Origin of the sequence: Stenomitos frigidus ULC18, assembly GCF_003003795.1 — a bacterium.
Classification (GTDB): Bacteria; Cyanobacteriota; Cyanobacteriia; order Leptolyngbyales; family Leptolyngbyaceae; genus Stenomitos; species Stenomitos frigidus_A.
In genome coordinates, this window is sequence record NZ_PVWK01000160.1 from 72,616 (window position 1) to 97,986 (window position 25,371).

Here is a 25,371-nt window from a genome sequence, read left to right on the forward strand (position 1 = left end):
AGCTGATAGCTGATAGCTGACAACCACTCAACAGGTGCTTTCTAACAACTCTCATGACGATCGACGATCTGATCAAATTGCTGCAAGTGCTGGTATCACTGGTGCAGGGACTCAGTTGGCAATTGTTGATTTTGTTTGTCCTGATCTACTTTGGTGCGCCGCTGCGGAATTTCGTCAACAATCTGGGTGAATTCACCTTTAGAGCAGGCACATCCGGGCTAGAGGCAACGGCTAAGCGGCGCATTGAGGCAGGTGTGCTGTTGGGATCAGCATCGGCATTAAAATCTGGCGATCTGGCTGACGAGCAACCCCACCTTCCCGGAGCCGAGGAGGCGAGAGAAATTGCCACCGTGGTCAGCCAAACGCTGAAACCCAAAGTCGCGCGGCAGCTTGCCAAAGCCTCCATCCTCTGGATCGATAACAACCCTGCTGACAATGCCCACGAGATTCGATCGCTCGAAGCCTTGGGTATCGGTTTCACCCTATGCTCGTCCATTGCTGAAGCCCTGGAGAAAATTCGGGTACTGCCCTACCACGCGATCGTCTCGGACATGCGGCAAGCGGGCAATCCTTCAGAAGGGTACGGCCTGGTACAGGAGTTGCAAAGGCTCGGCGTTAGAACTCCTGTCATCATTTACGGCAGCTCTAACGATCCCAGTTTCAAAGTAGAAGCACGCGCACATGGTGCCTTTGGTGGCACAGGCGATCCACAAGAGTTGTTTAGCCTCGTGACAATGGCAGTGCAGAGAGGATGAATGAACGTTACGTGACCGCTACAACTGGTGCACAGAGCAAGACTACTCGTACAGAGTCTCTTGTTCATCTAACTCTAGAAAAAGTTCCTCCGCATTCAAAACTAAAGATTCATCAGACAAAGGCGGAAAATCTAAGTGAGCGGTTCGCTTCAGAATCTCTAATGCCAAATCTAATCGTGCTGAGTCTGTCAAGCGATCGAACGTATTCAAAAGTTCTTGTACTGAGGCAGTCATCGCTTTTTCTTCCCACTATCTACGCTGTTACTGCAGGTTCTAGACCCAGTTCTGCCATGAGCCGATCGGTATCAAAGTTTTCTGCCATCGAGTTGCAGATGTATTCGACTTTAACGGGTTCGTTGACGCGGACTTGACCAAAGGCGCGATCGACAATTTCGACGGTCGATAAGGTATCCAGATCTACCGAGAGAATGGGAATTTCCAGATCATCGGCGCGGCTGAGAATATCAGGAGAGGGGGGCATCTGTCCTGTAAGAATGAGGCATTGCGTGGACGTTTCCAACGCCGCTAGTTGAATATCGGCGCGATCGCCGCCCGTCACAACTGCCATATTGCGGCCTTTACGGAAGTACTTGAGCGCAGAATTGACGTTCATCGCGCCGATCGTGAGGCTTTCGACCATCAGATCCAGGCGATCGGGGCGACAGAGTACTTCTGCCTTAAGTTGCTTTACCAGTTCATTGACGCTGACGCTACGCAAAAGCGCGCTGCGGGGCAATAAGCCAAAAATGGGAATGCCTCGCTTTTCCAGATACGGCTGCACCGTTGTTTTGACTTCTTCCAATCGCTCTTCAGGAATGTCGTTAATGAGCACACCCAACAAGCGATCGCCCAAGCGTCGCCGCGCCGAAATCAATGCCCCTACAATCAGCAGCGAGTGAAAGCGTGCCACCAGGAGAATCTTGGCATTCACCCCTTCAGCCACCTGCCGTAGTGAGAGGTCAAACAGACTTCCTTCTTCTAAATTGGCCGGACCTTCCAGTAGCACCAGGTCGGGCCCACGCATCTGGAGATACTTTTTGAGCGCCTGTGGATAATCAATGTGATCGATGCCCTGAATGCGCTTTTGAATCGTTGCTTCATCCAGCGCCAGAATCGTTGGCTGGAGACGATCGGCAGGCAGGTGCAGCACCTCGCCTACAAACTGCACGTCTTCTTCAACGTCAGTTGTTTCTGAGTCGCCCCAGCAGGTTCCCAGAGGTTTCCCGTAAGCGAGATCCAGCCCCTTCTCTTTCAACTGGTGAGCAATGCCAAGCACCGCTGCCGACTTCCCGCTATAGGCTTCAGTCGATCCAACTAACAAATATCTCGCGGATTTTGGCACGCTTTCACTCCCTACGATGACTTCTAGTGATGCTCTCTACGCGTCGATCGACTGACACTGCATCCAACAGCTCATCTTCTCATTTACGCATATCCCCCATTGTACGTGATGCACTTCACGACAATTTTTTATCGAGGGATAGAGACGGCTGAGGTGGTAAGGAGGCAGAGGGGAGCAAGGGAAGCAAGGGAAGCAGAGGAGAAATCAAAACTAAGATTCAGTGTTTCAGTTCACCGCTGATAGCTGATAGCTGATAGCTGATAGCTTTGCTTCATTTCACCGCTGTCCGCTGATAGCTGATAGCTGATAGCTGATAGCTAATCTCTACAGATTCCGCCGCCGCGTCTCCGAAAAGGGCTCTCTGGTTGAGTTCATCGGCACATTTGGACGAGCATTTGCGGTCTCGAAGCCATTCACTTCTCCCAGGACATAAGCAGGGCGATTTTTCACTTCTTCGTAAATGCGCCCAATATATTCGCCCAAAATGCCGATACTAAAAAGCTGCACAGCGCCCAGGAAGAAGATGGCAACGGCGATCGTGGCATAGCCAGTGAGCGGGGAAACGGGAGAGAAAAAGCGCCAGTAGACAACTAAGATTGCCATCACGATCGCCATCACCGCAGCCAATAATCCTACATAGGTCGAAATACGGAGGGGCACTTTGGAGAACGAGACCAGGCCATCGATCGCCAGTGCTAGCGACTTGCGGAACGTATATTTCACATCGCCAGCAAACCGGGAATCACGCTCAAAGGGAATGGCAATTTGCCGAAAACCCAGCCACGATCGCAGCCCTCGAATGTAGCGGTTGCGCTCTGGCATTGCGTTGAGAGTATCCACAACCCGTCGATCCATCAAGCAAAAATCACCGGTGTCAAGCGGGATGTCGACATCAGCAAGCTGACGCAAGAGGCGATAGAACACATAAGCGGTCAGCCGCTTAAACCAACCTTCCCGATGGCGCTGCACTCGCTGGGCGTAGATGACGTCGTAGCCCCGCCGCCATTTTTCTGCCAGCGTCGGAATCAGTTCGGGTGGATCTTGCAAATCGGCATCAAGCACCACGATCGCCTGTCCGCGCACAAAGTTGAGCCCAGCAGTGACTGCAATTTGATGCCCAAAGTTGCGGGTAAAGCTGAGATAGCAGATGCGGTGGTCGCGATCGTGCAGGTCACGCATTAACGCCAGGGAGCGATCGTGGCTCCCATCATCCACCATCACCACCTCAACGGGCCCGTCCATGCAGTCCATCACTGCACTCAGACGACGATAGAGTTCTGGGAGCGTGGCTTCCTCATTAAACACCGGCACGATGAAAGAGTAAGTTGGCTTCATGGGTTATTTGTCCTGCGGATCAAGCCGCTCTGGCAATACATCAGTCGGGCGGGCATGGGCGCGCGATCGCTGGCGACGGTACCACGTAGAGCCTCCAATCAGGATACCAGTCAGCGCTAGCGCCCCCACAAGGGGCATCAAATCACCCGTTTGCACTGCTCTCAAACCAGAGCTACCCAGCAGTACGTACGGCAGAATGCCAGGAGTCGTGCCTAAGAGCGTGCCCAGTAAATAGTCTCGATAGCTGACAGAGGTGAGCCCAGCCGCAAAATTGAGCAACCCGTACGGCATGAATGGCACTAGGCGAATCGCGACCATGTAGAACAGCCCGCCGCGTCGCAATTCGGCATCCAGGGTTTGCCAACGCCCAGACAGTCTGCGAGCCACTGTTTTTTGCCCGATCGTGCGGGTAAAGGCAAAGGTCACGATCGCCGCCATCATTGCCCCTGCACTCGTCCATAGCGTTCCTAGCCAGGGCCCAAAGAGCGCTCCGCCCAACAGATTCAGTGGAGTTGATGGCATCACCAGAACGGTGGCAATCGTGTATAGCAGCATGTAAAGCACAGGTGCCCACACGCCCGTCGATCGTAACCACTCCTGTAGCTGTGCTGGCTCGATCGCGCCCAATCGAGACACGACCAAAGCCGTTACCACCGCACAGACAACGGTAATCAAAAAAAGACTGGTCTTAAAGTACCGCACAAAGTGAGCCATGAGACAACGGACGTTGAGCTAGAGACTAGCAGCGCTCAACCGCCAATAGTCTAACGTTCATCGATCCTCTACCGCCCCAACTTATTCACAATGCCTTCACAGCCACCAGGAATTGAACTGCGTGTTTTAGCGCCACCCCACGCGCAGCAGTACTCCCGCTGTTCCGGAGACAGATGCACCGCGTCCGTAAAGTCAGCGTTTTCCACAACCGCTCCGGTATAGGCACCCGTGCGGTAATCGGGGAGTTCGGTTTTGCTGCGAGGGCTGGCAGTTTCCGCTTTGCCGTAGAAAAACCGAGTGCCATTCAAGTCTGCACCACGAAGGCTTGCCTGACAAAGAATCGTGCCGGAAAGATTCGTTCTCACAAGATCACAGCCACTCAGATTGGCTCGAATCAAGTTCATCTCGCTCAGGTCAGTCCAGCGTAGATCAGTGTTTGACAGGTCGGCTCCAGCCAACATCACACCCAGATCAATTACGCGCACACCATAAACGCGATCTTCTTCATAACCGCCACTACCGTCCAGAATGGCTCGTCCCAAACGTTGATCGCGTTTAAGAGGACTGAGTAGGCGGGCACGACTGAGAAAGCGAATAATTTTAGCTTTGCCACCACTGTCGACGCTGCTCAGAATCGCCGCGGTACGTCCTTCCGCGATCGCTCGTTCCTGCGGCCAATCCTCCAACAGGCCTTCATCGTCGAGCACCAGATCGGAAATGCCCTGGAAAAAACTGTCGATCGTCTGTTGCTGGGTGATCAGGTTTTGCTGGGTGGTCAGATCTTTTTCAATCACATACTGCCGCCAGGCGATATAGAGCGCCAGCACCGCAATTAAAATCTGCCCCACGGCACCAAACACCTCACCCAGTGCACCCACCGCATCCCAGTTTGCTTGCGCAAACAAACTGCCGAGCCAGCGATCAACTCCAATCAGCTTCAGGAGGGCAATTAGAGCGATAAACCCACCCACAAAGGCGATCGGGATGGCTGCCTCCTGGCTGGAGACCAGTTCTCTCAAAAAGGGACGCAGGAAGGGTGCCCAAAGAATACTGATGGCGGCTATGAGCGCGATCGCGGCACCCAAAAGCCCTAGCCAACTCAGATTCAGCACCAGACCCACAAGCATGATCGCGGTTGCTCCCAGCACGATCGTCGTTGCCGATAAACCGCGGGGTGCATCAAACTGATTGGCCTGGGCGATCGGTCCGGGCGTCGTAGACAGCAGTGGCGGTTGACCCGATGGAGACGTCGGAACGGCTGCCATCTGGGACAAGGCATTACTGTCTGTCCCATGACCATTACTGCTAGTCAACCTGTCTTCCGCAGAAGAAGCGGTGTCGCCGTCCGCTGCTGAAGAACTCGAACCAGAGGCCTTGGGATTCATCGTCAAACGTCTCAACGTCAGGCAAATTCGCCAGTGAACTACTTTCTATTGAATCACTTCAACTCTATCTGCTGTCACCACTCTGCCAACTTTCTAGCCACTGGCCATGAGTCTCTGGTTAGAGAACAAACAGTTCCTCGCCAGTCGTCGTTGCTTCGGCTGTAAAGAAAAGGCGATTGCCAACGGCTGTAAGGTTACGAGGCGTGATGCCCGTAAAGCTAGCGCTGATTGGAACAGTGCCAGCAACAGTACCATCGCTCTTCCAAATCCGGGTACTGCCATCATTGGCAGTAAAGAACAGACTCCCGTTCACGTTGGTAAGGGATGCCACCGCATCATTACCAGTAGCATTGATCGCCGTTACAAGACTGCCACTAGTACCATCACTCTGCCACAGTTGCAGATCAGGGATGCTGCTAGTACCTGCATCAACCACAAAGAACAGCTTCGACCCAACCATAGTCAGGCTAGTTGGCAACTGTCCTGCTGACGGTAGCGCTGTGACTAGAGAGACGATTCCGGCTGCTGTACTCTGCCACAGCCCAGAAACATTAGACCCATTCTTTGCAAAGAAGTAAAGCGTGTCATTGAGATTCACCAGGCCACTGGGGTTTGCGTCACCCACTCCCGGATTAATGTTGGAAATGCGGGTTGTTCCGACTGCTGTGCCATCGCTACGCCACAGTTCCACGCCATTACTGCTATCGGTGGCAGTAAAGAAAATGGTGTTGCCGATCGCCACCAGGTTACTAATGCCAGCACCCGAACTAATGTCTTGCAACAGCGTGGTCTGCGTTCCGGCAGCATTAATCCGCCAGAGTTGGCTACCGTTGCCTGCGGTAAAGTACAGCGTATTGCCAGCGACCGCTAACAATCCAGGCTGACTATAACTAGTCGTGCTCTCGACCTTAACAGTGCCACCCAACGTACCATCGGTCTTCCACAGCACCAGTCCACTGCCATCATCGGCTTCAAAGTAGAGCGTCCCGTTGAAGTTCACCAGATTGCGAGGCAAGGAGCTGTTTGCGCCCGATCGGATGTCTTTAACAATGGTTGGTGCCGTTGCGCCTGTCAAATCAGCTTTCCAAAGTTCCGTGCCTCTAATACCATTATTGGCCGTAAAGTACAGCGTATTGCCAATCACCGTCAGGTTGCTGGGATTGGAAGAGCCGCTGGTGTCTGGGGTGCTATTGAGGTCAGCGATCAGCGTGGTGCCTGTACTGGTACCATCACTACTCCATAGCTCAAGTCCCGTCACCCCATCATTGGCTGAGAAGAAGAGCTTGCTACCAGCGGCTGTGAGGTTGGTTGGGGTTGAACTGACGGTGCCTGTCGCCGTTGCGTTTTGAGTGGGGTTAATGTCCTGAACCAGAACAGGGCCATTGGAAACATTGATGTTGATTGTGCCATTCGTGGTTTGAGCACCACCTGAGCCTGTGTTGCCATTGTCGTTAACCGCGATCGCGATCTGGTCGAAACCAGTAAAGCCAGAACTGACAGGGCGGTAGAGAAGGTTAATCAGAGCGGCGTTGACGTTAGTCACGCTGCCAGAGAGGGTGACTGTTTGACTCCCGTTACCGCTAACCGTCAGATTACTTGTGGTGCTGAGCGTCAGGTTGCCGCTACTAGCTGCTAGCGTCACAGCAACCGGACTAGTACCCGCATCTGGATCGCTAATGCTGAGCCCTGATTGAATGACCAGATCGGTGTTGCGGAAGACGACCTGACTGCCCGGCAGAGTGAGCACAGGGGACTGATTAGCACCCCCAACCGTGATCGAAACGGTGGCTGGGTTCAGCGAGTTGGCAATGCCATCGTTGGCAAAGTAGGTGAAACTGTCGGCACCAATATAACCAGCAGTGGGCGTGTAGACAAAAGCGCCACTGCTGTTAAGGGTAACCGTACCGTGGCTAGGAGCGGTGCCGCTCACCGCCTTGAGCACATCGCCCTCTGGATCAGTATCATTCGCCAGTACGCTGGTGGCTGCGATCGTCAGCGTTCCGTTCGCATTCACGGTGTAACCTGCGTCGTTGACTGCTGTTGGTGGTGAGCTGGTGTCCTTAATCGTGACGGTCACAGTGGCATTAGAGTTGAGGCTACCATCGCTTGCCCTATAGACAAAGGTGTCTGTGGTATTGGTCACGCCAGCGTTAGGTGTATACGTAAAGGCTCCATCGCTGTTGAGGGTGAGACTACCTTTCGTCGGTGAAGTGACCACGCTAGCAGTGAGCGGATCAATGTCCGTATCGTTTTTCAACACTCCATTCGTCGCATTGATGATGAGTGTGTTGTTCTTGTTGACGCTGTAGGTGTCGGCATTGGCGATCGGCGCTGCATTGGCTGCGATCGTCAGCGATACAGTACCCAGGCTGGCAGAGTCTTGGAGGCCATCATTGGCTCTGTATGTAAAGGTATCTACACCGAGATAGCCAGGATCTGGCGTATACACAAAGGAGCCATCGACCCGTAAGAGCAGGCTGCCATGACTGGGTTGACTGACCAGCAGCGCTTTTAGCGTTTGACCAATATCGCTGTCTGTATCGTTCGCCAGGATCCCCTGTGCATTCACGGTCAGGGGAGTATTGGTGACGACTCCATAGCTATCGTTAGTCACTAATGGACGCGCGTTGGCAGTGATCGTCAGTGTCACTGTAGCCGGGCTAGAGTTAAGCACACCGTCGTTCACCTGATAGACAAAAGTATCGGTAGTGCCAGTGACCCCAACGTTCGGCGTATACACGAAGGTGCCATCATTGTTAAAGGTGAGCGTTCCTTTACTAGCAGAGCTAACAAGTTGGGCTGTGAGGGTCGCTCCATTAATGTTGCTATCGTTATTCAGGATGCTGGCCGTCTGTCCAACGGTGAGTGTTGTCCCTGCGACTACCTGATAAGAGTCATTTTGGGCGATCGGAGCCGTCGCGCTAGTGACGGTAAGCGTGACGGTTGCAGAAGCGGTCAAAGCCCCGTCACTTGCCTGATAAACAAAGGTATCGGTGCCACTGGTAAAAGAGACGTTGGGTATGTAAGTAAAGGAGCCGTTGGTATTTAGCGTGAGGCTACCATTGGCAGTACCGCTTACAAGGCTGGCAGTCAGTGGCTGCGCGTCAGTATCGTTGTTAAGGACACCAGAGAATTGATCGACGGTTAAGGTACTACCAGCGGAGGCAGTATAGGTATCATTTTGGACGATCGGAGCTGCATTCGTACCAATACTCAGTGTCACCGTCGCTGGAGCAGAATTCACGAAGCCATCACTCACCTGATACACAAACGTATCGGTGCCACTGATGACGCCTGCATTCGGAATGTAAGTAAACGTGCCATCGTTATTGAAGGTCAGACTACCGCTGCTGGAGGTCACTAAGCTTGCAGTTAAGGTATCACCATCTACATCACTATCATTTTGCAGTATGCCAGACAGTTGATTTACCGTGAGAGGCGCACCAGCAGCAACAGCATAGGTGTCCGTATTGGCAGTTGGAGCCGTATTACTAAAAACAGTCAGCGTTACAGTGGCGAGATTTGAATTCGTGTTGCCATCATTTGCTTTATAGACAAACGTGTCAGTACCACTAAAGTTGGTCGTGGGCGTATAGACAAAGGAGCCATTGCTGTTGAGGGCGAGACTACCATTGCTGGGAGCACTAACTACAAGAGCTGTCAGCGTTGGACTATCCGCATCAGTATCATTCTTCAACACCCCATTCGACGCTGAAACCGTCAAGGGTGTACTGGTTACAGCTCTAAAAGCATCCCCGACTGCGACAGGTGATTGATTGACGGCATTCACTGTGAGACTGACCGTCGCGGTGGTAGAAGCTAGACCCAGCGCGTCTTTCGCCACGTAGGTGAAGTTGTCGGTGCCGGTGAAGTTGGTGGTGGGGATGTAAGTGAAGCTGCCGTTGCTATTGAGGGTCAGCGTTCCTTGGGTCGGATTGGCCACCAGTTGGGCCGTGAGCGGCACGTTGTTGTCCGGGTCAGTGTCGTTGGTCAGCACATTCCCACTGCTGAAGGTGCTGTTCTGATTCAGCGTGAAACTATCCGCAACTGCTAGTGGGGCTTGGTTCACCGCATTCACCGTGAGACTGACCGTCGCGGTGGTAGAAGCTAGACCCAGCGCGTCTTTCGCCACGTAGGTGAAGTTGTCGGTGCCGGTGAAGTTGGTGGTGGGGATGTAAGTGAAGCTGCCGTTGCTATTGAGGGTCAGCGTTCCTTGGGTCGGATTGGCCACCAGTTGGGCCGTGAGCGGCACGTTGTTGTCCGGGTCACTGTCGTTGGTCAGCACATTCCCACTGCTGAAGGTGCTGTTCTGATTCAGCGTGAAACTATCCGCAACTGCTAGTGGGGCTTGGTTCACCGCATTCACCGTGAGACTGACCGTCGCGGTGGTGGATGCCAGACCCAGTGCGTCTTTCGCTACATAGGTGAAGCGGTCGGTGCCGGTGAAGTTGGTGGTGGGGATGTAAGTAAAGCTGCCGTTGCTATTGAGGGTCAGCGTTCCTTGGGTGGGATTGGCCACTAGTTGAGCCGTGAGCGGTACGTTGTTGTCCGGGTCACTGTCGTTGGTCAGCACATTCCCACTGCTGAAGGTGCTGTTCTGATTCAGCGTGAAGGCATCTGCTACTGCTAGTGGCGCTTGATTGACGGCGTTCACTGTGAGACTGACCGTGGCTGTGGTGGATGCCAGACCCAGTGCGTCTTTCGCTACATAGGTGAAGCGGTCGGTGCCGGTGAAGTTGGTGGTGGGGATATAAGTAAAGCTGCCGTTGCTATTGAGGGTCAGCGTTCCTTGGGTGGGATTGGCCACTAGTTGAGCCGTGAGCGGTACGTTGTTGTCCGGGTCACTGTCGTTGGTCAGCACATTCCCACTGCTGAAGGTGCTGTTCTGATTCAGCGTGAAGGCATCTGCTACTGCTAGTGGCGCTTGATTAACAGGTGCTGTGACAGAAATACTGACTGTAGCGGGATTAGAGTTACCAATGCCATCGCTTGCCTGGTAAGTGAAGCGATCGGAGCCGACATAGTTGGTATTTGGTGTGTATGTGAAGGTACCGCTGCTATTAAAGACAACAGTGCCGTTTGTGGGTGTAGTTAACAGGTTAGCGGTCAGTGCATTGTTTTCGGGATCTGTATCGTTGGCAAGGACACCCTGTCCAGCGGCCGTGAGAGCAGTATTGCGAGTCGTGGTGTAGCTGTCGGGGTTGGCTGTGGGAGGGCTATTGAGTGCGCCACCCACATTGACAAACAGGGTTTTGGTGTCAGATAGAGCCGTGCCAATGCCTGTGTTGCCTTCATCGTTGACACTGATGCTGATGGTGTCGAAGCCAGTAAAACCAGGATAGCTGCGGTAAATGAGGTTGCCGATCGCCGTGTTAATGGCAGCTAGCGTCCCTCGGAAGGTGATGCGACTGTTTTGGTTGCCTGTGCCTTGAGTAAAGGTCAACCCCGTATTGGACGGCAGCGAAAGCACACCATTGGCAGCGACGATCGTCACCGTCTCAGTGCCACCGGCTGCATCTGGATCGCTAATGCTGACACCCGCGATCGCCAAATTGGTGTTAGCAACCGTAGAGGGCGCCAGCGGTACTTTAATCACAGGAGCCTGATTGACGCCCAGCACGTTGATCGCGATCGTCTTGCTGTCACTCAGCGGGATGCCAAAGCCTGTATTGCCGTTATCATTCACGTTGATGCTAATGAAATCAGCACCCGTAAAATTGGTATTTCCCTCGTACATGAGAGTACTGAGAGCACTGTTAATTGCTGCCAGTGTGCCGCTGAAAATTAGACTGGCGCTCGGACTACCGCTACCACTGGTGAAGGATAGCCCCGTTGTCGTGCCCAGTGAAAGCTTCCCGCTTGTCGCTGACAGACTCACCGCGATCGCGCCACTGCCAGCATCCACATCAGCAATGCTAATGCCCGTCACCTGTAAAAGCGTGTTCTCATTGACGGCCTGAGCCACGGGCACCGTCAACACTGGAGCATCATTAACTGGCGTCACAGTGACTAGCAGACTCTTCGTATCAGACAGGGGAACGCCGTTGCCCGTGTTCCCGTTATCATTCACGCTGATGGAAACCAAATCAGAGCCGTTAAAGTCCTTATTGCTCTGGTAAGATAAACTACTCAGTGCCGTATTAATCAGCGCTAGGGTTCCTGTAATGGTGAGATTTCGGTCTTTAGAACCCGTGCCAGTCACAAACGTTAGCCCTGCGGTTGCGCCGAGGGAAAGCACACCATTCACAGCTGAGAGGCTCACAGTGACATTGCCGCCGCCAGCATCTAGATCACTAATGCTGATACCAGACAGGGAGAGACTGGTATCTTCGTTAACTGATTGCGAGGCTGGCACAGTGATAGCAGGTGCCTTGTTAACAGGATTCACCGTCACTGCGATCGTTTTGCTGTCAGTCAGCGCTCCACCCTTACCCGTATTGCCATTGTCATTAACGGTAAGGCTGATGGTGTCATTGCCCTGGAAGGAGGCATTACTACGATAAATCAGGCTGGTCAGTGCATTGTTAATGGCACTCAGCGTACCGCTAGCAGTAATGGAGGTGGCTGGACTACCGTTTCCTTGTGCAAAGGTTAAACCTGCTGTTAAGCCCAGAGACACTAAGCCATTTGCGGCTGAGATCGTGATGGTTTCGCTGCCAGTGCCTGCATCTGGGTCGTTCAGACTCACACCCGTGATGAGCGAATTGGCATTTTGATCGACCGTCTGCCCACCTGGGGCAGCCAGGACTGGAGCATCGTTTACCGGATTCACGGTAATGCTAAAGGTGTTGCTTGCGATCGCTCCACCAGCCGCATCTGACACAGTAAAACTGAAGCTATCAGAGAGACTTTCGCCCCCATCGTGCTGATAGCGGAGCTTGTTACTGGTGACATCTGTTTGAGTGAACGTGGCTCCAGCGAGGATCGCAACTCCATTCAGAGAGAGGGCCCCATGACCAGGCAAACTCCCGACTGTATACGTCAACTGCGCGATTGGATCGTCATTGTCGGTCACTTGGAGCAAAGTGCTGCCAATCGTTGCAGCAGCACTCTCATCAACCGTTAGTCCGGCATTGCTCACCAACACTGGCAGGTTATTAATGCCCAGGTTGAGCGCATAGGCACTGCTACCACCATTAGCGGTATACACCCGAACGTAATAAACGCCTGCATTCAATATGCTGTTGATCGTTTCTGAGTTGGTGTTACTCAGCGTCGAACTTTGCAAAAGCTGGTTACTGCTGTTGATCAACTGCACGTCTAAATTATCAGTTAAGCCTGTGAGCGTCAGGCTAACAGCGCTAGGAGTGCTCAAATTGAGCCGGTAGTAGTCGCTGTCTAGACTGCTGACCGTATCGCGATATGTACCGCTGCCCGTCAAACTGTCACCCACATTGAACGCATTGGACAAGGCATTGCCAGCAACGCTAATGGGAGTTGGTTCTACTGTGCGTACAAAAGGAGCGCGCGATCGCCAGTTAAGATCACTAACAGGTTGAAGATAAAGACCTGAACTGAAGGTCGTGCCATTCATGAGCCAGATGGCATTCTGACCACTGCTGTAATTGCGCCAGAGGAGGTCGGTCTTACCATCGCTATTGAAATCACCAACCCCGCTAATTTGCCAGCTAACATCGCCGATGGGATTGATGTAAATTGCGGAACTGAAGGCGGTGCCATTCATGAGCCAGATGGCATTCTGACCACTGCTGTAATTACGCCATACAATATCGGCCTTACCATCACTATTAAAATCACCAACCCCGTTAATTTGCCAGCTAACATCGCCGATGGGATTGATGTAAATTGCGGAACTGAAGGCGGTGCCATTCATGAGCCAGATGGCATTCTGACCCGTGCTGTAATTACGCCATACAATATCGGCCTTGCCATCACTATTAAAATCACCAGCCCCGTTAATGCGCCAATTTGTGTCGCCAACAGAATTGATATAGATGCTAGTACTGAAGGTATTACCATTCATCAACCAGATAGCATTCTGACCCGTGCTGTAATTGCGCCATAGAATATCTGTTTGACCATCCTGGTTAAAGTCATCGCCGCCCTGGATTGCCCAATTCCGATCAGTGATGGTTTGCAAGGAGGCGAATGCTTCCACTGATCCATTAGCCACTTGCCAGACAACATTTTCACCAGTGGCATAATTACGCCAAAGAATATCTGATCTGAGATCACTCTTGGCAGACACATTCAAACTGTAGTTAGCACTGGCAGCAGAAGCACCAGTGCCGACACGAATGTAATATGTCCCAACGTCTAATGTGGCGTTGATAGATTCAGCTAACGTGCCTGTATTGGTAGACGACTGCAAGACACCATTAACGCTAAGAACATTACCGGTACTGTTTAGTAAGGCAACGTTAGCGTCAGCACTTAAGCCCGTCAAAGACAGGTTAAAGCTACTGCGATGACTGAGCGTGAAGCGGTAGTAGTCATTCCCAGTTGGGGTCACAATGTCCGGGAAGGTTTGAACATTGGACGTAAGGTTCAGCGCTGTGGCTGCTCCTAGAGAGTTCCCGGCAATATCAGGCATAGCTAGCTACAAACTCGGCAATGGCATAGCTATGTTGCCCGGATATGTTTTGCGGCTAACGATTTTAAAGCTGGTTCATGAAATTTTTCCTTTTAGACCAGCTTTCCGGTAAAAATACTGATTAACTTTGGCTGAATGTTTCTAGCTTCGGATTTTACAGAGTGAAGTGCGTTGCAAGCAATTGCTAGCGTTCGACGATCGCTTCCAGGTACTGCTGCTCCAGCAAGAACGTGCCATTGGTAAAGCGTACGCTCCAGTAATTTCCCGGTCGTTGATTCATCACAAGACCTTCTAACCCCACGGAAAGAACATTGGGAGGACGCAACATAGGCATTGGATCAGCCGTTTTAACGAAAGCAGGGAGCGCAATAATACGGACACGATCGCCCACTGAGATAGCGTTTGACATAATCTTCATCTTGTCGTGAAAGCGTCAAATCGAAGCCTGTCAGAATCGCTTCAATCTTAATTTGGACGAGCTACTTTCTGCTTCTCAAGCTTCAAGCCTCTCGTCATTCTAATTAGAAAAGCGGGTAATCGGGCTCGAACCGACGACATTCAGCTTGGGAAGCTGACGTTCTACCACTGAACTATACCCGCAGAAGAAGCAATATCATCTCTATTTGAATTTCCGCATCTTTCCACGTCGAGCCAACTTTCAGCTCTATGAATTATAACACGGATGGCAATCACCACAGGGTCAGACAGTCAGTGGGTGCCGCTAAGGCAATGAAAAGTAGCAACAGATTGAAACATTATGTCTACCAGGAAAGCCTGTTTGAACTGAGCGAAAAGCGATCGTTTGGGATGCAGTGATGCCCATTTCTCATCGTTGCTAAATGGTATGAAACAGCGTACATTGCCATTGTTGCAACGGCCTCGATCCCACTTTTCAGGCAACCATCATAGTTGAATACTGGCTTAGCCCCCCTGAACAAGCTTAGCAGGAGAGCACCAAAGAAAAGCTTAAAGGCTTGAAAAGACCTAAAAGGGTTCCAAAATAGTTGGATACGCCAATACATATAGCCGTGAAACGAAGGCATCATCTAAATGACAATTATTGACAATAAGCTAGAAAGACTTCTATACTAACCATCTAACAAGGTTTTTGCAATTTATTTGCAGTAGCACCGTTGTTGTAAGTACACACCCTCAAAAGCACAGATCAGGAACTGCTGATTGCATTATGCCCGATCGCTTTGCATTGAATAAAACCGATCTCTGGAGTCGGCGGCACTTACTGAAAGTGGGTCTGGCCGGAGCCGGAGTCGTTGGTGGCGCGATCGCCTTGCGGACAATGTGGCAACCGCGATCGCACTCAGTGCACATACCAGCGTCACCTGACCAGGCAACCGTTGAACCGCAAGGCTTTACGCCACTCAAGACATTGCGTCAGTTTGACTATGGCACTGTCACTACCGAAAACGGGCGTACGGTACGTGAATTTCGCGTCGAAGCACAAACGACAACCGTGCAGCTCAATAGCGCCACCTCATTTATCACCTGGAACCTGAACGGACAGGTACCGGGACCCACATTTCGTGCCACAGAAGGCGATCGCATTCGTGTGATTTTCTACAACCGCGCTGGGCACTCCCATTCCTTGCATTTTCATGGCGTGCATGAGTCGCGCATGGATGGCATCAAGCCGGTTCGTAATGGCAGCGTGTTTATCTACGAATTCGACGCGGAACCATTTGGTGTGCACCTTTACCATTGTCACGTTGCGCCTGTCGCGCGTCACATTGGTAAAGGGCTGTACGGCATGTTCATCGTTGACCCACCAACGCCGCGCCCGCCCGCAGATGAGATGGTGCTGATCATGGCAGGCTACGACGTCAATGGAGATCACAAAAACGAGCTGTATGCGTTTAATGGGATGCCTCACTACTATATGAAGCACCCTATTACCATTCAGAAAGACCAGCTCGTTCGGCTGTATGTGCTGAATATGATTGAGTTTGACCCAGTCGCAACGTTTCACCTCCATGCCAATTTGTTTCAGGTCTATCGCACGGGACGGCACTTGCAGCCCGACGACGAAACCGATGTCATTACGATGGGAACGGCAGAACGGCACATTCTAGAGTTTTCCTACCGCCATCCTGGCAAGTTTATGTTCCATCCACATCAGGATCCGATCGCCGAAGCGGGCTGCATGGGCTACTTTAATGTGGTCGATCGTGCAACGACCTAACCCAGGCTGCCTGTTCAACCTTTGCTGAACGCACCCCCCCACTTTTAGGAAAAATTCTCAAGAATTTTCGGGAATCTTATTGACAAGTGCTACTACAAAGCGTCAAAATTGCTTTCAGAAAAACTACTAAGAATAAATCTCAATAAGCCTTGCTTGGTTCAGGTCTTTAGCGATGAAACTAAAATGCCAGAACCTGGACGCAAGTCCAGTAGAGGTGAGTTTCAGCATCCATCGGCCAACGGCATTAATGTTGCTGAAACATTCCCTGCTCGACGTTCGCATAGATTTGTTTTCCATTCTCTGTCAATGAACCGTCTCGACACGCTCCCATTACAAACTCAAGTATTCCGTTTGATTGCTGATTGATTTCGTCTCTTGTTGAAATGTTGAAAATAGTTGGATCTAACCATGTCTCTTTTCCGGTTTTTTGCCTTGCTCTTTGCTTCTCTAAGTTTGACGGTGCTCATTTCATGTACTACACAACCACCTGACACGGCTTCTGCACCGAGCAGTCCTACGCCTGCGCCAAGCAGTATGGCGATGGGCGGTATGACCCACAGCGGCAAGCCTAAGATCAACATCAACACTGCTATTTTGTCTGAGTTGGATAAGTTCGAAGCGCAATTGGGTGTACCCGCGTTATCCAACAAAATTCAGGCAAGTCGCCCCTACGGTAAGCCGGAAGAACTGGTGTCAAAGAATGTGGTAACTCAGGCGCAATTTGACCAAATCAAAGATATGGTGACGATCGAGGATGTTGTCCTCACCGGAGAAGCAAAAGATATTGACTACATGACCAAGCTGGGCTTGATGAAAGGGCATATGCTCGTGGCAAAGGAACTGCTGGATCTGCAAAAGCCCAATCAAGCAGAGCCACACATTGGGCATCCCGTTGAAGAGATTTATGCGGATGTTGAAGACCAACTCGCCGAGCGGAACGTCAAGGAATTCAAAACCACGTTAATCACCTTGCAAGATTTGGTGAAAGCTGGGGCAAAAGATCCCGCTAAAGTCAACAGCGAGTTTAAAACGTCGATGGAGGCAATTGATCGCGCGATCGCCACGCTACCCCCTGCGCAACGCCAGTCTCCTAACTTTGTGCTGCAAGTGATCAATGGGTTGTTGGATACAGCGAACTCGGAATATGGTGCCGCGATCGCCAACGGCAAGATTACCCAGGCGATCGAATATCAGGATTCCCGTGGCTTTGTGGCCTACGCCAATGAACTTTACAGCAGTGTTACGGCGCAAGTGGAGAAGCAAAGCCCTGAAACGCATAAAGGGATTCAACAGGCGATGGCTGAGCTCAAGCAAGTCTGGCCCGCAGCCCTGCCGCCCGCTGCTGCGGTCAAAACACCGACTCAAGTATCCCAACTGATTAAAACTGTCGAGATGGACACGCAAAAAGCAGTAAAGACCTCTTAAGCTTGTAAGTGTCTGCACGTTTGTGACAGGCAGGGGCTAGAACACACGAAACACTGCGGCGATTGCCGAGAAAGATGTTACCCCTGTGGGGATGCATGGTCGTGCATCCCTAGGTAAGGTAGAAAAAAACGGTGTCATTTGTTTTCTAGAATGTCAGTTGTTTTCTAGAAACTGCCCTAGCCCCCGACCGCTTCATTGCAATCCTTTCAAGCGTTGCCTTATGGACTTTAGCTCTGCCTTACCAACCTTTATCATTACCCTGCGCGAAGGGGTAGAAGCTGCTCTTGTGGTTGGCATTGTGCTCGCCTACCTCAAAAAAGCAAAACAGTCGCACCTCAATGCGTGGGTCTATGGTGGCATCGCCGGTGGACTGGTCGTGAGTGCACTGGTGGGCATCCTCTTTGGCTTTGTGATTCAGTCTCTAGGGTCGTCTAACCAAAAATATGCGCCGGTCTTCGAGCCATTGCTAGAAGGGGTGTTTAGTGTCGCAGCGATCGTCATGCTGAGCTGGATGCTGGTGTGGATGACCCAACAGGCACGCCTGCTTAAAGGGCAGGTCGAAGGCGCGATCGGCGCCACGCTGAAAGGCGACAATGCAGCCGGGTGGGGCATTTTTGGACTGATCTTTTTCGCGGTGCTGCGAGAAGGCTTTGAGACGGTTCTGTTCATCGCAGCGAAGTTTCAACAGGGATTGGTGCCTGCATTGGGAGCCACCGCAGGTATTGTCAGCGCAATCGCGATCGGCTTCCTGCTCTTTCGCTGGGGCGTCAAGATCAACCTCCGCGCCTTTTTCCTGGTCATGGGCATTTTTCTGCTGCTGATTGTGGGAGGGTTGGTTGTTTCTGCTCTGGGGCATTTTGATACAGCGATTAGTACCCTTGCCCAGATGGATCGTCAGTCTGAAGGGCTCTGCTTTTACTACGAACGGTTTACCAAGTTTCCGTCTTGCGTACTAGGGCCCATGGTCTGGAATACCAGCAAAGTCTTGCCTGACCATCAGTTTCCGGGCGTGATTTTACATACGCTGTTTGGCTATGAAGATAAGCTCTATGTGGTGCAGGCAGTGAGTTACGTACTGTTCCTTCTGATCATCGGCGGGGTTTATTTGAAAAGCGTGATGGGTTGGAAACTAAACTCCACCAAAGCCATCAATGCCGAAACATCGGTAGGGAAATAACAGTTCCATCGGTAGGGACGTTACATGTAACGTCCCTACGAAGGGTTGGTCTAGTCTTCTACCAACAGACGTGCCAGGCTAGGCAACGCTTCGCCGTAGGTGGGGTGAATGTGCACGGACTGTTCTAGCAACTGCCAGGTTGCTCCCGCTTCCATCAAAGACAGAAAGACGTGTACTAGCTCTGCCGTTTCGTAGCCGACTAGCGTTGCACCCAAAATTTTATCGGTGTCGGTGTCGATGACCATACGGTAAAAGCCTAATTCGTGTCCCCATTCGATCGCCCGTGCGATCTGACTCATGGGGAGTACAACACTACGAGCATTCATTCCCTTTTTCTGAGCTTGCTCCAACGTCATACCCACTCGTCCTACCTGGGGCTCGGTATAGACAGCATACCCAAGGACGCGATCGTGGCGGTTGCGCTGTTCACCCTTGAGAATCGCTTTGAGACGACGGTAATCTTCCCAGGAAACATGCGTGAAGGCAGGCTGTTTGGCAGCGTCGCCGATCGCATAAACACCCGAACAGGTGGTGTGGAACTGGTCGTCAATTTTGATAAAGCCTTTGTCGTCTAGCTCAATGCCGCTGGCCGCTACGTTCAGCGCACCTGTATTCGGTTTGCGTCCAATCACCACCAGCAATGCGTCTCCCTGAAGTTGGTCACCATTGCTTAAAGACAGGGTAAACACGTTGTTCTCATAGGCAACCCGCTCGGCATTAACGCCGAAGTGAAGCTGGATGCCATCTTGCTTGAACGCTTCCGCTAACGTCTCGCTCACATCGGACTCTTCTTGCCCCAGCACGCGATCGCCTCGCACAATCAGATGCGTTTCACTGCCCAACCGTGCCAGTCCCTGCCCCAATTCCAGACCGATGTAGCCTGCTCCCAGAACTAACAACCGAGATGGTAGGGTTTTTAGATCAAAAAAGTTTCGGTTGGTGAGGTAGGGAGTGCCCGCCAGACCAGGCAGATCAGGAACCAACGACGATGTGCCTGTATTGATGACGACGAGAGGCGCTTGAATAGTGACATCACCGCCTTTCACCGTGCGTTCATCCACAAACGATGCTTCGGCACAAATAACCCGAACGCCAGCACTTTCCAGACGCTTGTGAACCCCTTGATTGAAGCGATCGCGTATCCCTCGTACACGCTCCATCACGGCTGGGAAATCGACGTTGACCTGAGTATGAATGCCAAGTTTTTCGGTCTGACGCGCCCGTCCGGCGCCATGCGCTGCTGCCAGAAACGCCTTTGACGGTGTGCAGCCATAGTTGATGCAGCTACCGCCCAAAGCATCTCGTTCAAACACGACAACCTTGCGGCCTTCTTTGGCATAATCAGCCGCTAGTGGCACGCCACCCTGACCGCTCCCAATGATCATGACATCTGCTGTTTCTACCACTGACTCGCCTCCTTGAAACCATCGCTGTATGAAATGCTTACACTTTAAGCTAAAGCTTGCTTGAGAGCAGGCTGAGTAAGGGATTAATGCAGATGTGGCTCGTACTCGTGCCATTTTCTGGGTCGGGACATGGTAGTGCCATGGCCCGATCGAATCCTAAATTTACAGGTTATTTAAGTCACGACCCTTAGCGTTAGCGCAAATCGATTTTTTCATGTGCAGCAGGGTTCGCTTTTTCGCCTGTAACGACTGATGTCGCAAACCCGATCGCTTTAGCCACCCAACCTGCGGGAGCATCCCAATATTCTGCCTTCTCCGTGCTGATCTTAAGTAAGGCAATATCGGGTTCATCAACGCCTTGAGGGAACCAGGCTTTCAGGTCAGGTTTCCATAACTCTTGAATTTTGTTGCGATCGGTGACCAGTGCGCCTCTACCGGATAACGAGACGTATTGCTGTTTATCGGGTGCGGCAAAGCTGACGTTGACGCGATCGTGGTGCTCGATTTCCACCACTTTATGATCCTTGCCATAGGTGAAGAACCACAGGCTGCCATCGGCCTCAATTTGTCCATTGGTTGACATCGGACGACTGCGGAGATTGCCATCATCATCGATCGTCGTCAACATGCAAAAGTAAATGTCCTTCATTAACTCGCGTAGCTTTTGCACGGCTTGCGCTTGATCGGTTGCAGTTCCCATCTGTTGTACCTCGCTTGTGTCATCTAAATCGATGCTACGCAGGATGAGGGGATGGATCGTCTTTCCAGAGAATGGTCTTTGTGGATTGAGTGCGATCGCTCCATGTACAGCCCATACACAGCATATGATTTGGCTCGGAGTATTTTCTATAATCCTGTCACACGCACTCCGACAAACTCACATACTCCTGTCCAAGCTATTTTCTTCTTGTCTGTAACTGGATCGATGTACCAAGCTTGACCCCATTGGTAGTTGCAATCCCAATCCTTCGTTACATAGTCACCTTTTTGAAAGTCTACATTTTTTCGTACAGGCCATATTTTTGTCATTTCTGTACCAGGAGATGTGTAATACAAAATTATCCCCTTAACTTCTTCATATTCTTCCACACAGTCTTCATCCTTATAAATGGGTATACCTGGATGATTGACGGTAATTACTTCTACTGGTACTTGACGAAGAGTTTTTAGTAGCTGAAGACCTATATCAAGCACCTTGAAAATAGTACTATGACTTATTTCCACTGATTCGTGAATTATTTTATTACGAACATCTCTAAACTGATCTAAAGATTCTACTGTATGAGGAGGCAATATGTTTTTGCTAGCCATAAGGCGAATCAGTTGCCTTGGAGAACTCCTTTGATTAGATCTCAATACGGCAGTTGAAACAGCCAAGACTTTCAATTCCTTCTCAAGTGTTTGAGATAGCTTAAGTAGTGCCGCCAGAGGCTCAGTAGCAGACAGATCAACGATTTTGTCAATGGCTGCGTCTTGTGTTCCATCTAATGGGTTAGAAGCTACAACGTCTATTGATTCTAACCGATTTTTGTTTGGATCAGATTCTGACAAATAAGTCGCAGAACTAGATTGTAAAGATTCTCGCTCAGCTTTCTCGACAGTCTCACGAAGTTGTTCAACGTTAGATTCAAGTTCGACTTCTTGTCCAAGAAGCTTGCCTTTCTTAAGTCGAGTTAACAAGATACGAATCTCAGGACGAAATTTAAGAGCAATTATCAATACAACAATTGGCCAAAGAAGGTTTGCTAACGCTCCTATTAATTCACTGACGAGCTTAATCATTTGAAGCCATTGACGTTATTTTGATGAGTGATGCAAGAGCAAAGTAGCTTAATTCTGCATCAATGCTAGCACTTCAATCTTAACTTTGTAGGGTGTGTTAGGCATTGCTGTAACGCACCATTAATAGCAATTTTGTGCGATGCGCTAACGCTAACAGCACCCCACAAAGTTATCCACAGCTTTTTTTGGCTCTATTTAAAAGTAGGAGATTATTCAGGCTTTCCTCGTGTAATTTAAGCGATTGCTCGACAAGATTACTCACCTGACTGCCTGACACATCTCTGCGCTTGGCGGTTGAAACCGCAGCTACAGGAGCAAAACCTGCCTCCGCAGGTTCTCAACCCCTTGTTGATGCTAGTCCGCGGAGGCGGACTTCGTTGTTGTAGGCGCAATTTTAATCGCCAGCCCCAAGCCATAGTAGACGGAGGTTTGAGGCACTTATGTCAGGCAGTCAGGATTACTCACTCCTGTCAGCGAACAACTTTACTCATGTAGGTGCCCCAAATTTGAGCCGCTTCACCACTACTGCCCGAAGTCGGTGAATTATTATCGTTTCCCAACCAGATACCAGTTACTAACCCGTTGGGAATATAGCCAATAAACCAGAGATCTACGTTGTCATTGGTGGTACCTGTTTTGCCCGCTTCGCCTTGCCCGATCGCGGCGGCTCGTCCAGTGCCACCACTCACCACACCACGTAGCAGCGTTGTCATCATGTCTGCCACTTCGGGTTTCAGCACAGGCTGATTTAGGCGAGGGTCGCGATCGGCACTGTAGATGACCCGACAGGTCTTCAAGTCCTTTGGGTTTTTGCAGTCACCGCCATCCAACACCTGGCGAATGGCGCGGGGTGGATTACTGATCCCACCGTTTGCAAAAATGCTGAAGGCACCCGTCATCTCTAGAGGCGTGACTTCGCTTTGACCAATCACCAGCCCCGGTGCGGCTTTCAGCGTTGAGGAAAGGCCCATACGTTGAGCCGTACGAATCACGTTGTTCAAGCCCACTTCTTGAGCAATCCGCAGCGCGATCACGTTCTCCGATTGCGCAATACCCGTGTACATATCCAGACTGCCACCACCCGATCGACAGCCTGCGAAGTACTGCCCGTCCCAGTTGAGCGGGGCACACGAGTAGGCGTTGCCCGGTGAGATGCCTTGCTCGATCGCCGTCGTGTAGGTAAACACCTTAAACGTCGAGCCGGGTTGCCGCATGGCCTGAGACGCCCGATTGAACTGGCTTTTCTTGTAATCGACGCCACCTACCAGAGCCAGCAGTTCGCCTGTTTTGGCATCCATCGTGACGATCGCCCCTTGCGAAAAGCCAGCGCTAGTGCCAGCACTGCTCACCGCATCACGCAGGGTCGCCTCTGCTTTGGACTGCATTTGCGGATCGAGGCCAGTCTTGATAATGAAGTTGCCCTCTTCCGCCAGATCTGCACCCAAGAGCTGCTGGAGTTCGGTGAAGACGTAGCTGTAGTAGTAAGGCGCGATGACATTATCCAGCTCTGCTTTGGCTTTGGGATTCACGTCAACGCGCGATCGCCGTGCCCGTTGAATGTCATCAGCACTCGCCATATTTAGCGTTGCCATGCGATCGAGCACCCGATTACGCAGCTCGATCGCCTTGTCATAATTTCGCACCGGGTTAAAGCTGTTAGGCGCAGGCAAAATACCCACCAGCGTTGCCGCTTCCGAGAGCGTTAAATCTTTAGCCGATTTATTCAAATACAGTTGAGCCGCATCTTCAAAGCCATACGCCTCATTGCCCAAATACACCCGATTCAGGTAGGTGAGCATCAAAAAGTCCTTGCTGTAGACCGTTTCCAGCTTCAGAGCCACCGCCGCTTCGCGCAGTTTGCGTCCGGCCGAATCTTCCGTGCCCACGTATTGACGCAGCAGGCTCCGAGCAAGCTGCTGCGTCAGCGTACTACCACCCTCCCGAATGCCACCGCCCCGGATGTTAGTCACCACCGCTCGCAGAGTGCCGATCGGGTCAACGCCGAAATGCCAGTAATAGCGAGAATCTTCAGACGCGATCGCAGCCTTTGCTAGATACGGCGAAAAATCGGACAGGTTCTTGAACTCAGTATGGGTGCGGTTAGTCACTGGGCTGAGTGGCGTTTGCTCGTCACGTGCATAGACGACAAACGGCCCCTGCACCGAAGCAGGCAACGGCTGCACCGAGAACTTCTGCCACTCAATCAGCACACCGACAACAGCCAGTGCCGTCACGCCGCCAAGGCCATACATGCCATAGCGAACGGCTTTCACATACCAGGGGGGCGGATCGATAAATTGAATGCGCACCGCCGCTGCCAGTTCCGGTGGTCCCAAGGTGTAGACGGCATTGTGCCGCAGTTGGGTCGCTTTTACCCGTCGCTTGCCGCGATAAATGCCGTTGGTCGAGTTTTCGTCTTTGAGAAAGAACGGTGGGCGAAAGAGCGCTCCCAGGAAACTCGATCGCTGGCTGTCGCGGTTCAGTGAGAGATGCACCTGGCTGACAACCGGATTGCGCACCACAATGTCGCAGGTTCTAGAACTACGCCCCAACACATAGCGATCGCCCAACAGCGGATACACATCAGCCTGATCGGCTCCCGCATCCTGTACCCGTAGCTCTGGGACACGCGCATTCGCCTTCAGTTTCAGCTTCGAAAAATTAATCTTCGCCTGAACAGTTTGCACTGCCTGGGTAATGGCACCAACAAGCGTTTGCGATCGACGGGGGGGCTGGGTCATGAGTCGTCCAATTCAAGAAGTGCCGAGATCAGCATCACAGTCTGATCACTGTGTTCCAGTCTGCTTCAGCCTTATTCTAAACAACCGCAGCGGTCATGAATCATACTTGTGTGGCATCGGCTTTCAGCGGTCAGCGGTCAGCTTTCTTTTTGACTCATGCCCATAAAGCCTAGTGGCTGGCAACTCTTTCTGCACACGCCCTTACCCGCCTTGCAATGAATTGCGGGCTGATAGGCGAGTCCATTTAAATGGACTCAAAAAGTAACAGAGTGAGCCATGCAGCCAGTTAAAACTGACTTTCGCTTATGAGCCAGGAAATTAATTTCCTGGTGGAGCCGCAACGAAGTGATTAGCTCGAATTCAGGTATCAGCCATTAGCTATCAGCTTTCCTCCTGGCTGACCGCTGACCGCTGGCGGCTGACTGCTCAGATTTGCTTGCTCAAGGGATAGATCATTGGCAGCTTAAGTTATAAACTTAAAACTATAAGCAATAGGTATAGTTGCTTACTGTTTGTAATTTGTATAATCGTTGACAACAATCACTCATCCTTGCATCT

Annotated in this window: 15 protein-coding genes and 1 tRNA gene; 4 read left to right on the forward strand and 12 right to left on the reverse strand. The window is 51.4% G+C overall.

Translation table 11 applies throughout. The features are described from left to right. Nucleotides 1-53 precede the first annotated feature (53 nt). Nucleotides 54-755 (forward strand): DNA-binding transcriptional response regulator, encoded by a 702-nt coding sequence (locus C7B82_RS30635; protein WP_106261078.1) that lies wholly within the window; start codon nt 54-56, stop codon nt 753-755. 42 nt (nt 756-797) lie between these two features. On the opposite strand, the gene C7B82_RS30640 is transcribed toward C7B82_RS30635, so the two are convergent. The 8 genes from C7B82_RS30640 to C7B82_RS30675 form a co-directional block, all read right to left on the reverse strand. After that, nucleotides 798-989 carry a hypothetical protein gene (locus C7B82_RS30640; RefSeq protein WP_106261080.1) on the reverse strand — a complete coding sequence of 64 codons (192 nt, stop codon included), beginning with the start codon at nt 987-989 and terminating at the stop codon, nt 798-800. Nucleotides 990-1,008: 19 nt separating this feature from the next. After that, a complete protein-coding gene (locus C7B82_RS30645) occupies nt 1,009-2,097 on the reverse strand; it encodes a phosphotransacetylase family protein (RefSeq protein WP_106261081.1) in 1,089 nt (362 codons plus the stop codon). A 324-nt stretch (nt 2,098-2,421) separates the two neighbouring features. Next, complete coding sequence (locus C7B82_RS30650; protein WP_106261083.1) at nt 2,422-3,432, reverse strand: glycosyltransferase family 2 protein; 1,011 nt, start codon at nt 3,430-3,432, stop codon at nt 2,422-2,424. Nucleotides 3,433-3,435: 3 nt separating this feature from the next. Continuing rightward, nucleotides 3,436-4,146, reverse strand: coding sequence for a TVP38/TMEM64 family protein (locus C7B82_RS30655; protein ID WP_219904773.1), 711 nt, complete (start codon nt 4,144-4,146; stop codon nt 3,436-3,438). Nucleotides 4,147-4,214: 68 nt separating this feature from the next. After that, complete coding sequence (locus C7B82_RS30660) at nt 4,215-5,531, reverse strand: pentapeptide repeat-containing protein (protein WP_106261084.1); 1,317 nt, start codon at nt 5,529-5,531, stop codon at nt 4,215-4,217. Between the two features lie 118 nt (nt 5,532-5,649). Next, complete coding sequence (locus tag C7B82_RS30665) at nt 5,650-14,085, reverse strand: Ig-like domain-containing protein (RefSeq protein WP_106261086.1); 8,436 nt, start codon at nt 14,083-14,085, stop codon at nt 5,650-5,652. Between the two features lie 184 nt (nt 14,086-14,269). Beyond that, a complete protein-coding gene (gene sipA, locus C7B82_RS30670; RefSeq protein ID WP_106261087.1) occupies nt 14,270-14,494 on the reverse strand; it encodes a regulatory protein SipA in 225 nt (74 codons plus the stop codon). 119 nt (nt 14,495-14,613) lie between these two features. Further along, nucleotides 14,614-14,685: transfer RNA gene (locus tag C7B82_RS30675), tRNA-Gly, on the reverse strand. 586 nt (nt 14,686-15,271) lie between these two features. Between C7B82_RS30675 and C7B82_RS30680 the strand changes: the two genes are divergently transcribed. The 3 genes from C7B82_RS30680 to C7B82_RS30690 all read left to right on the forward strand — a co-directional run bounded on the left by C7B82_RS30680 (nt 15,272) and on the right by C7B82_RS30690 (nt 18,884). After that, nucleotides 15,272-16,282, forward strand: a complete 1,011-nt coding sequence (locus C7B82_RS30680; RefSeq protein ID WP_106261089.1) for a multicopper oxidase domain-containing protein — start codon at nt 15,272-15,274, stop codon at nt 16,280-16,282. A 408-nt stretch (nt 16,283-16,690) separates the two neighbouring features. Then, nucleotides 16,691-17,707: a ComEA family DNA-binding protein gene (locus C7B82_RS30685; RefSeq protein ID WP_106261090.1), complete on the forward strand. Its 1,017-nt coding sequence runs from the start codon at nt 16,691-16,693 to the stop codon at nt 17,705-17,707. Nucleotides 17,708-17,927: 220 nt separating this feature from the next. Beyond that, a complete protein-coding gene (locus C7B82_RS30690) occupies nt 17,928-18,884 on the forward strand; it encodes an FTR1 family iron permease (RefSeq protein WP_106261092.1) in 957 nt (318 codons plus the stop codon). A gap of 50 nt (nt 18,885-18,934) precedes the next feature. On the opposite strand, the gene C7B82_RS30695 is transcribed toward C7B82_RS30690, so the two are convergent. From C7B82_RS30695 to C7B82_RS30710, 4 genes are all read right to left on the reverse strand, one after another. Next, complete coding sequence (locus C7B82_RS30695; protein WP_245940171.1) at nt 18,935-20,290, reverse strand: dihydrolipoyl dehydrogenase family protein; 1,356 nt, start codon at nt 20,288-20,290, stop codon at nt 18,935-18,937. Nucleotides 20,291-20,483: 193 nt separating this feature from the next. Next, nucleotides 20,484-20,990 carry a pyridoxamine 5'-phosphate oxidase family protein gene (locus C7B82_RS30700; protein WP_106261093.1) on the reverse strand — a complete coding sequence of 169 codons (507 nt, stop codon included), beginning with the start codon at nt 20,988-20,990 and terminating at the stop codon, nt 20,484-20,486. A gap of 146 nt (nt 20,991-21,136) precedes the next feature. After that, on the reverse strand, nt 21,137-22,072 hold the full coding sequence (locus tag C7B82_RS30705) for a hypothetical protein (protein WP_106261095.1): 936 nt from the start codon (nt 22,070-22,072) through the stop codon (nt 21,137-21,139). 470 nt (nt 22,073-22,542) lie between these two features. Beyond that, nucleotides 22,543-24,813: a transglycosylase domain-containing protein gene (locus C7B82_RS30710; RefSeq protein WP_106261096.1), complete on the reverse strand. Its 2,271-nt coding sequence runs from the start codon at nt 24,811-24,813 to the stop codon at nt 22,543-22,545. Nucleotides 24,814-25,371 lie beyond the last annotated feature (558 nt).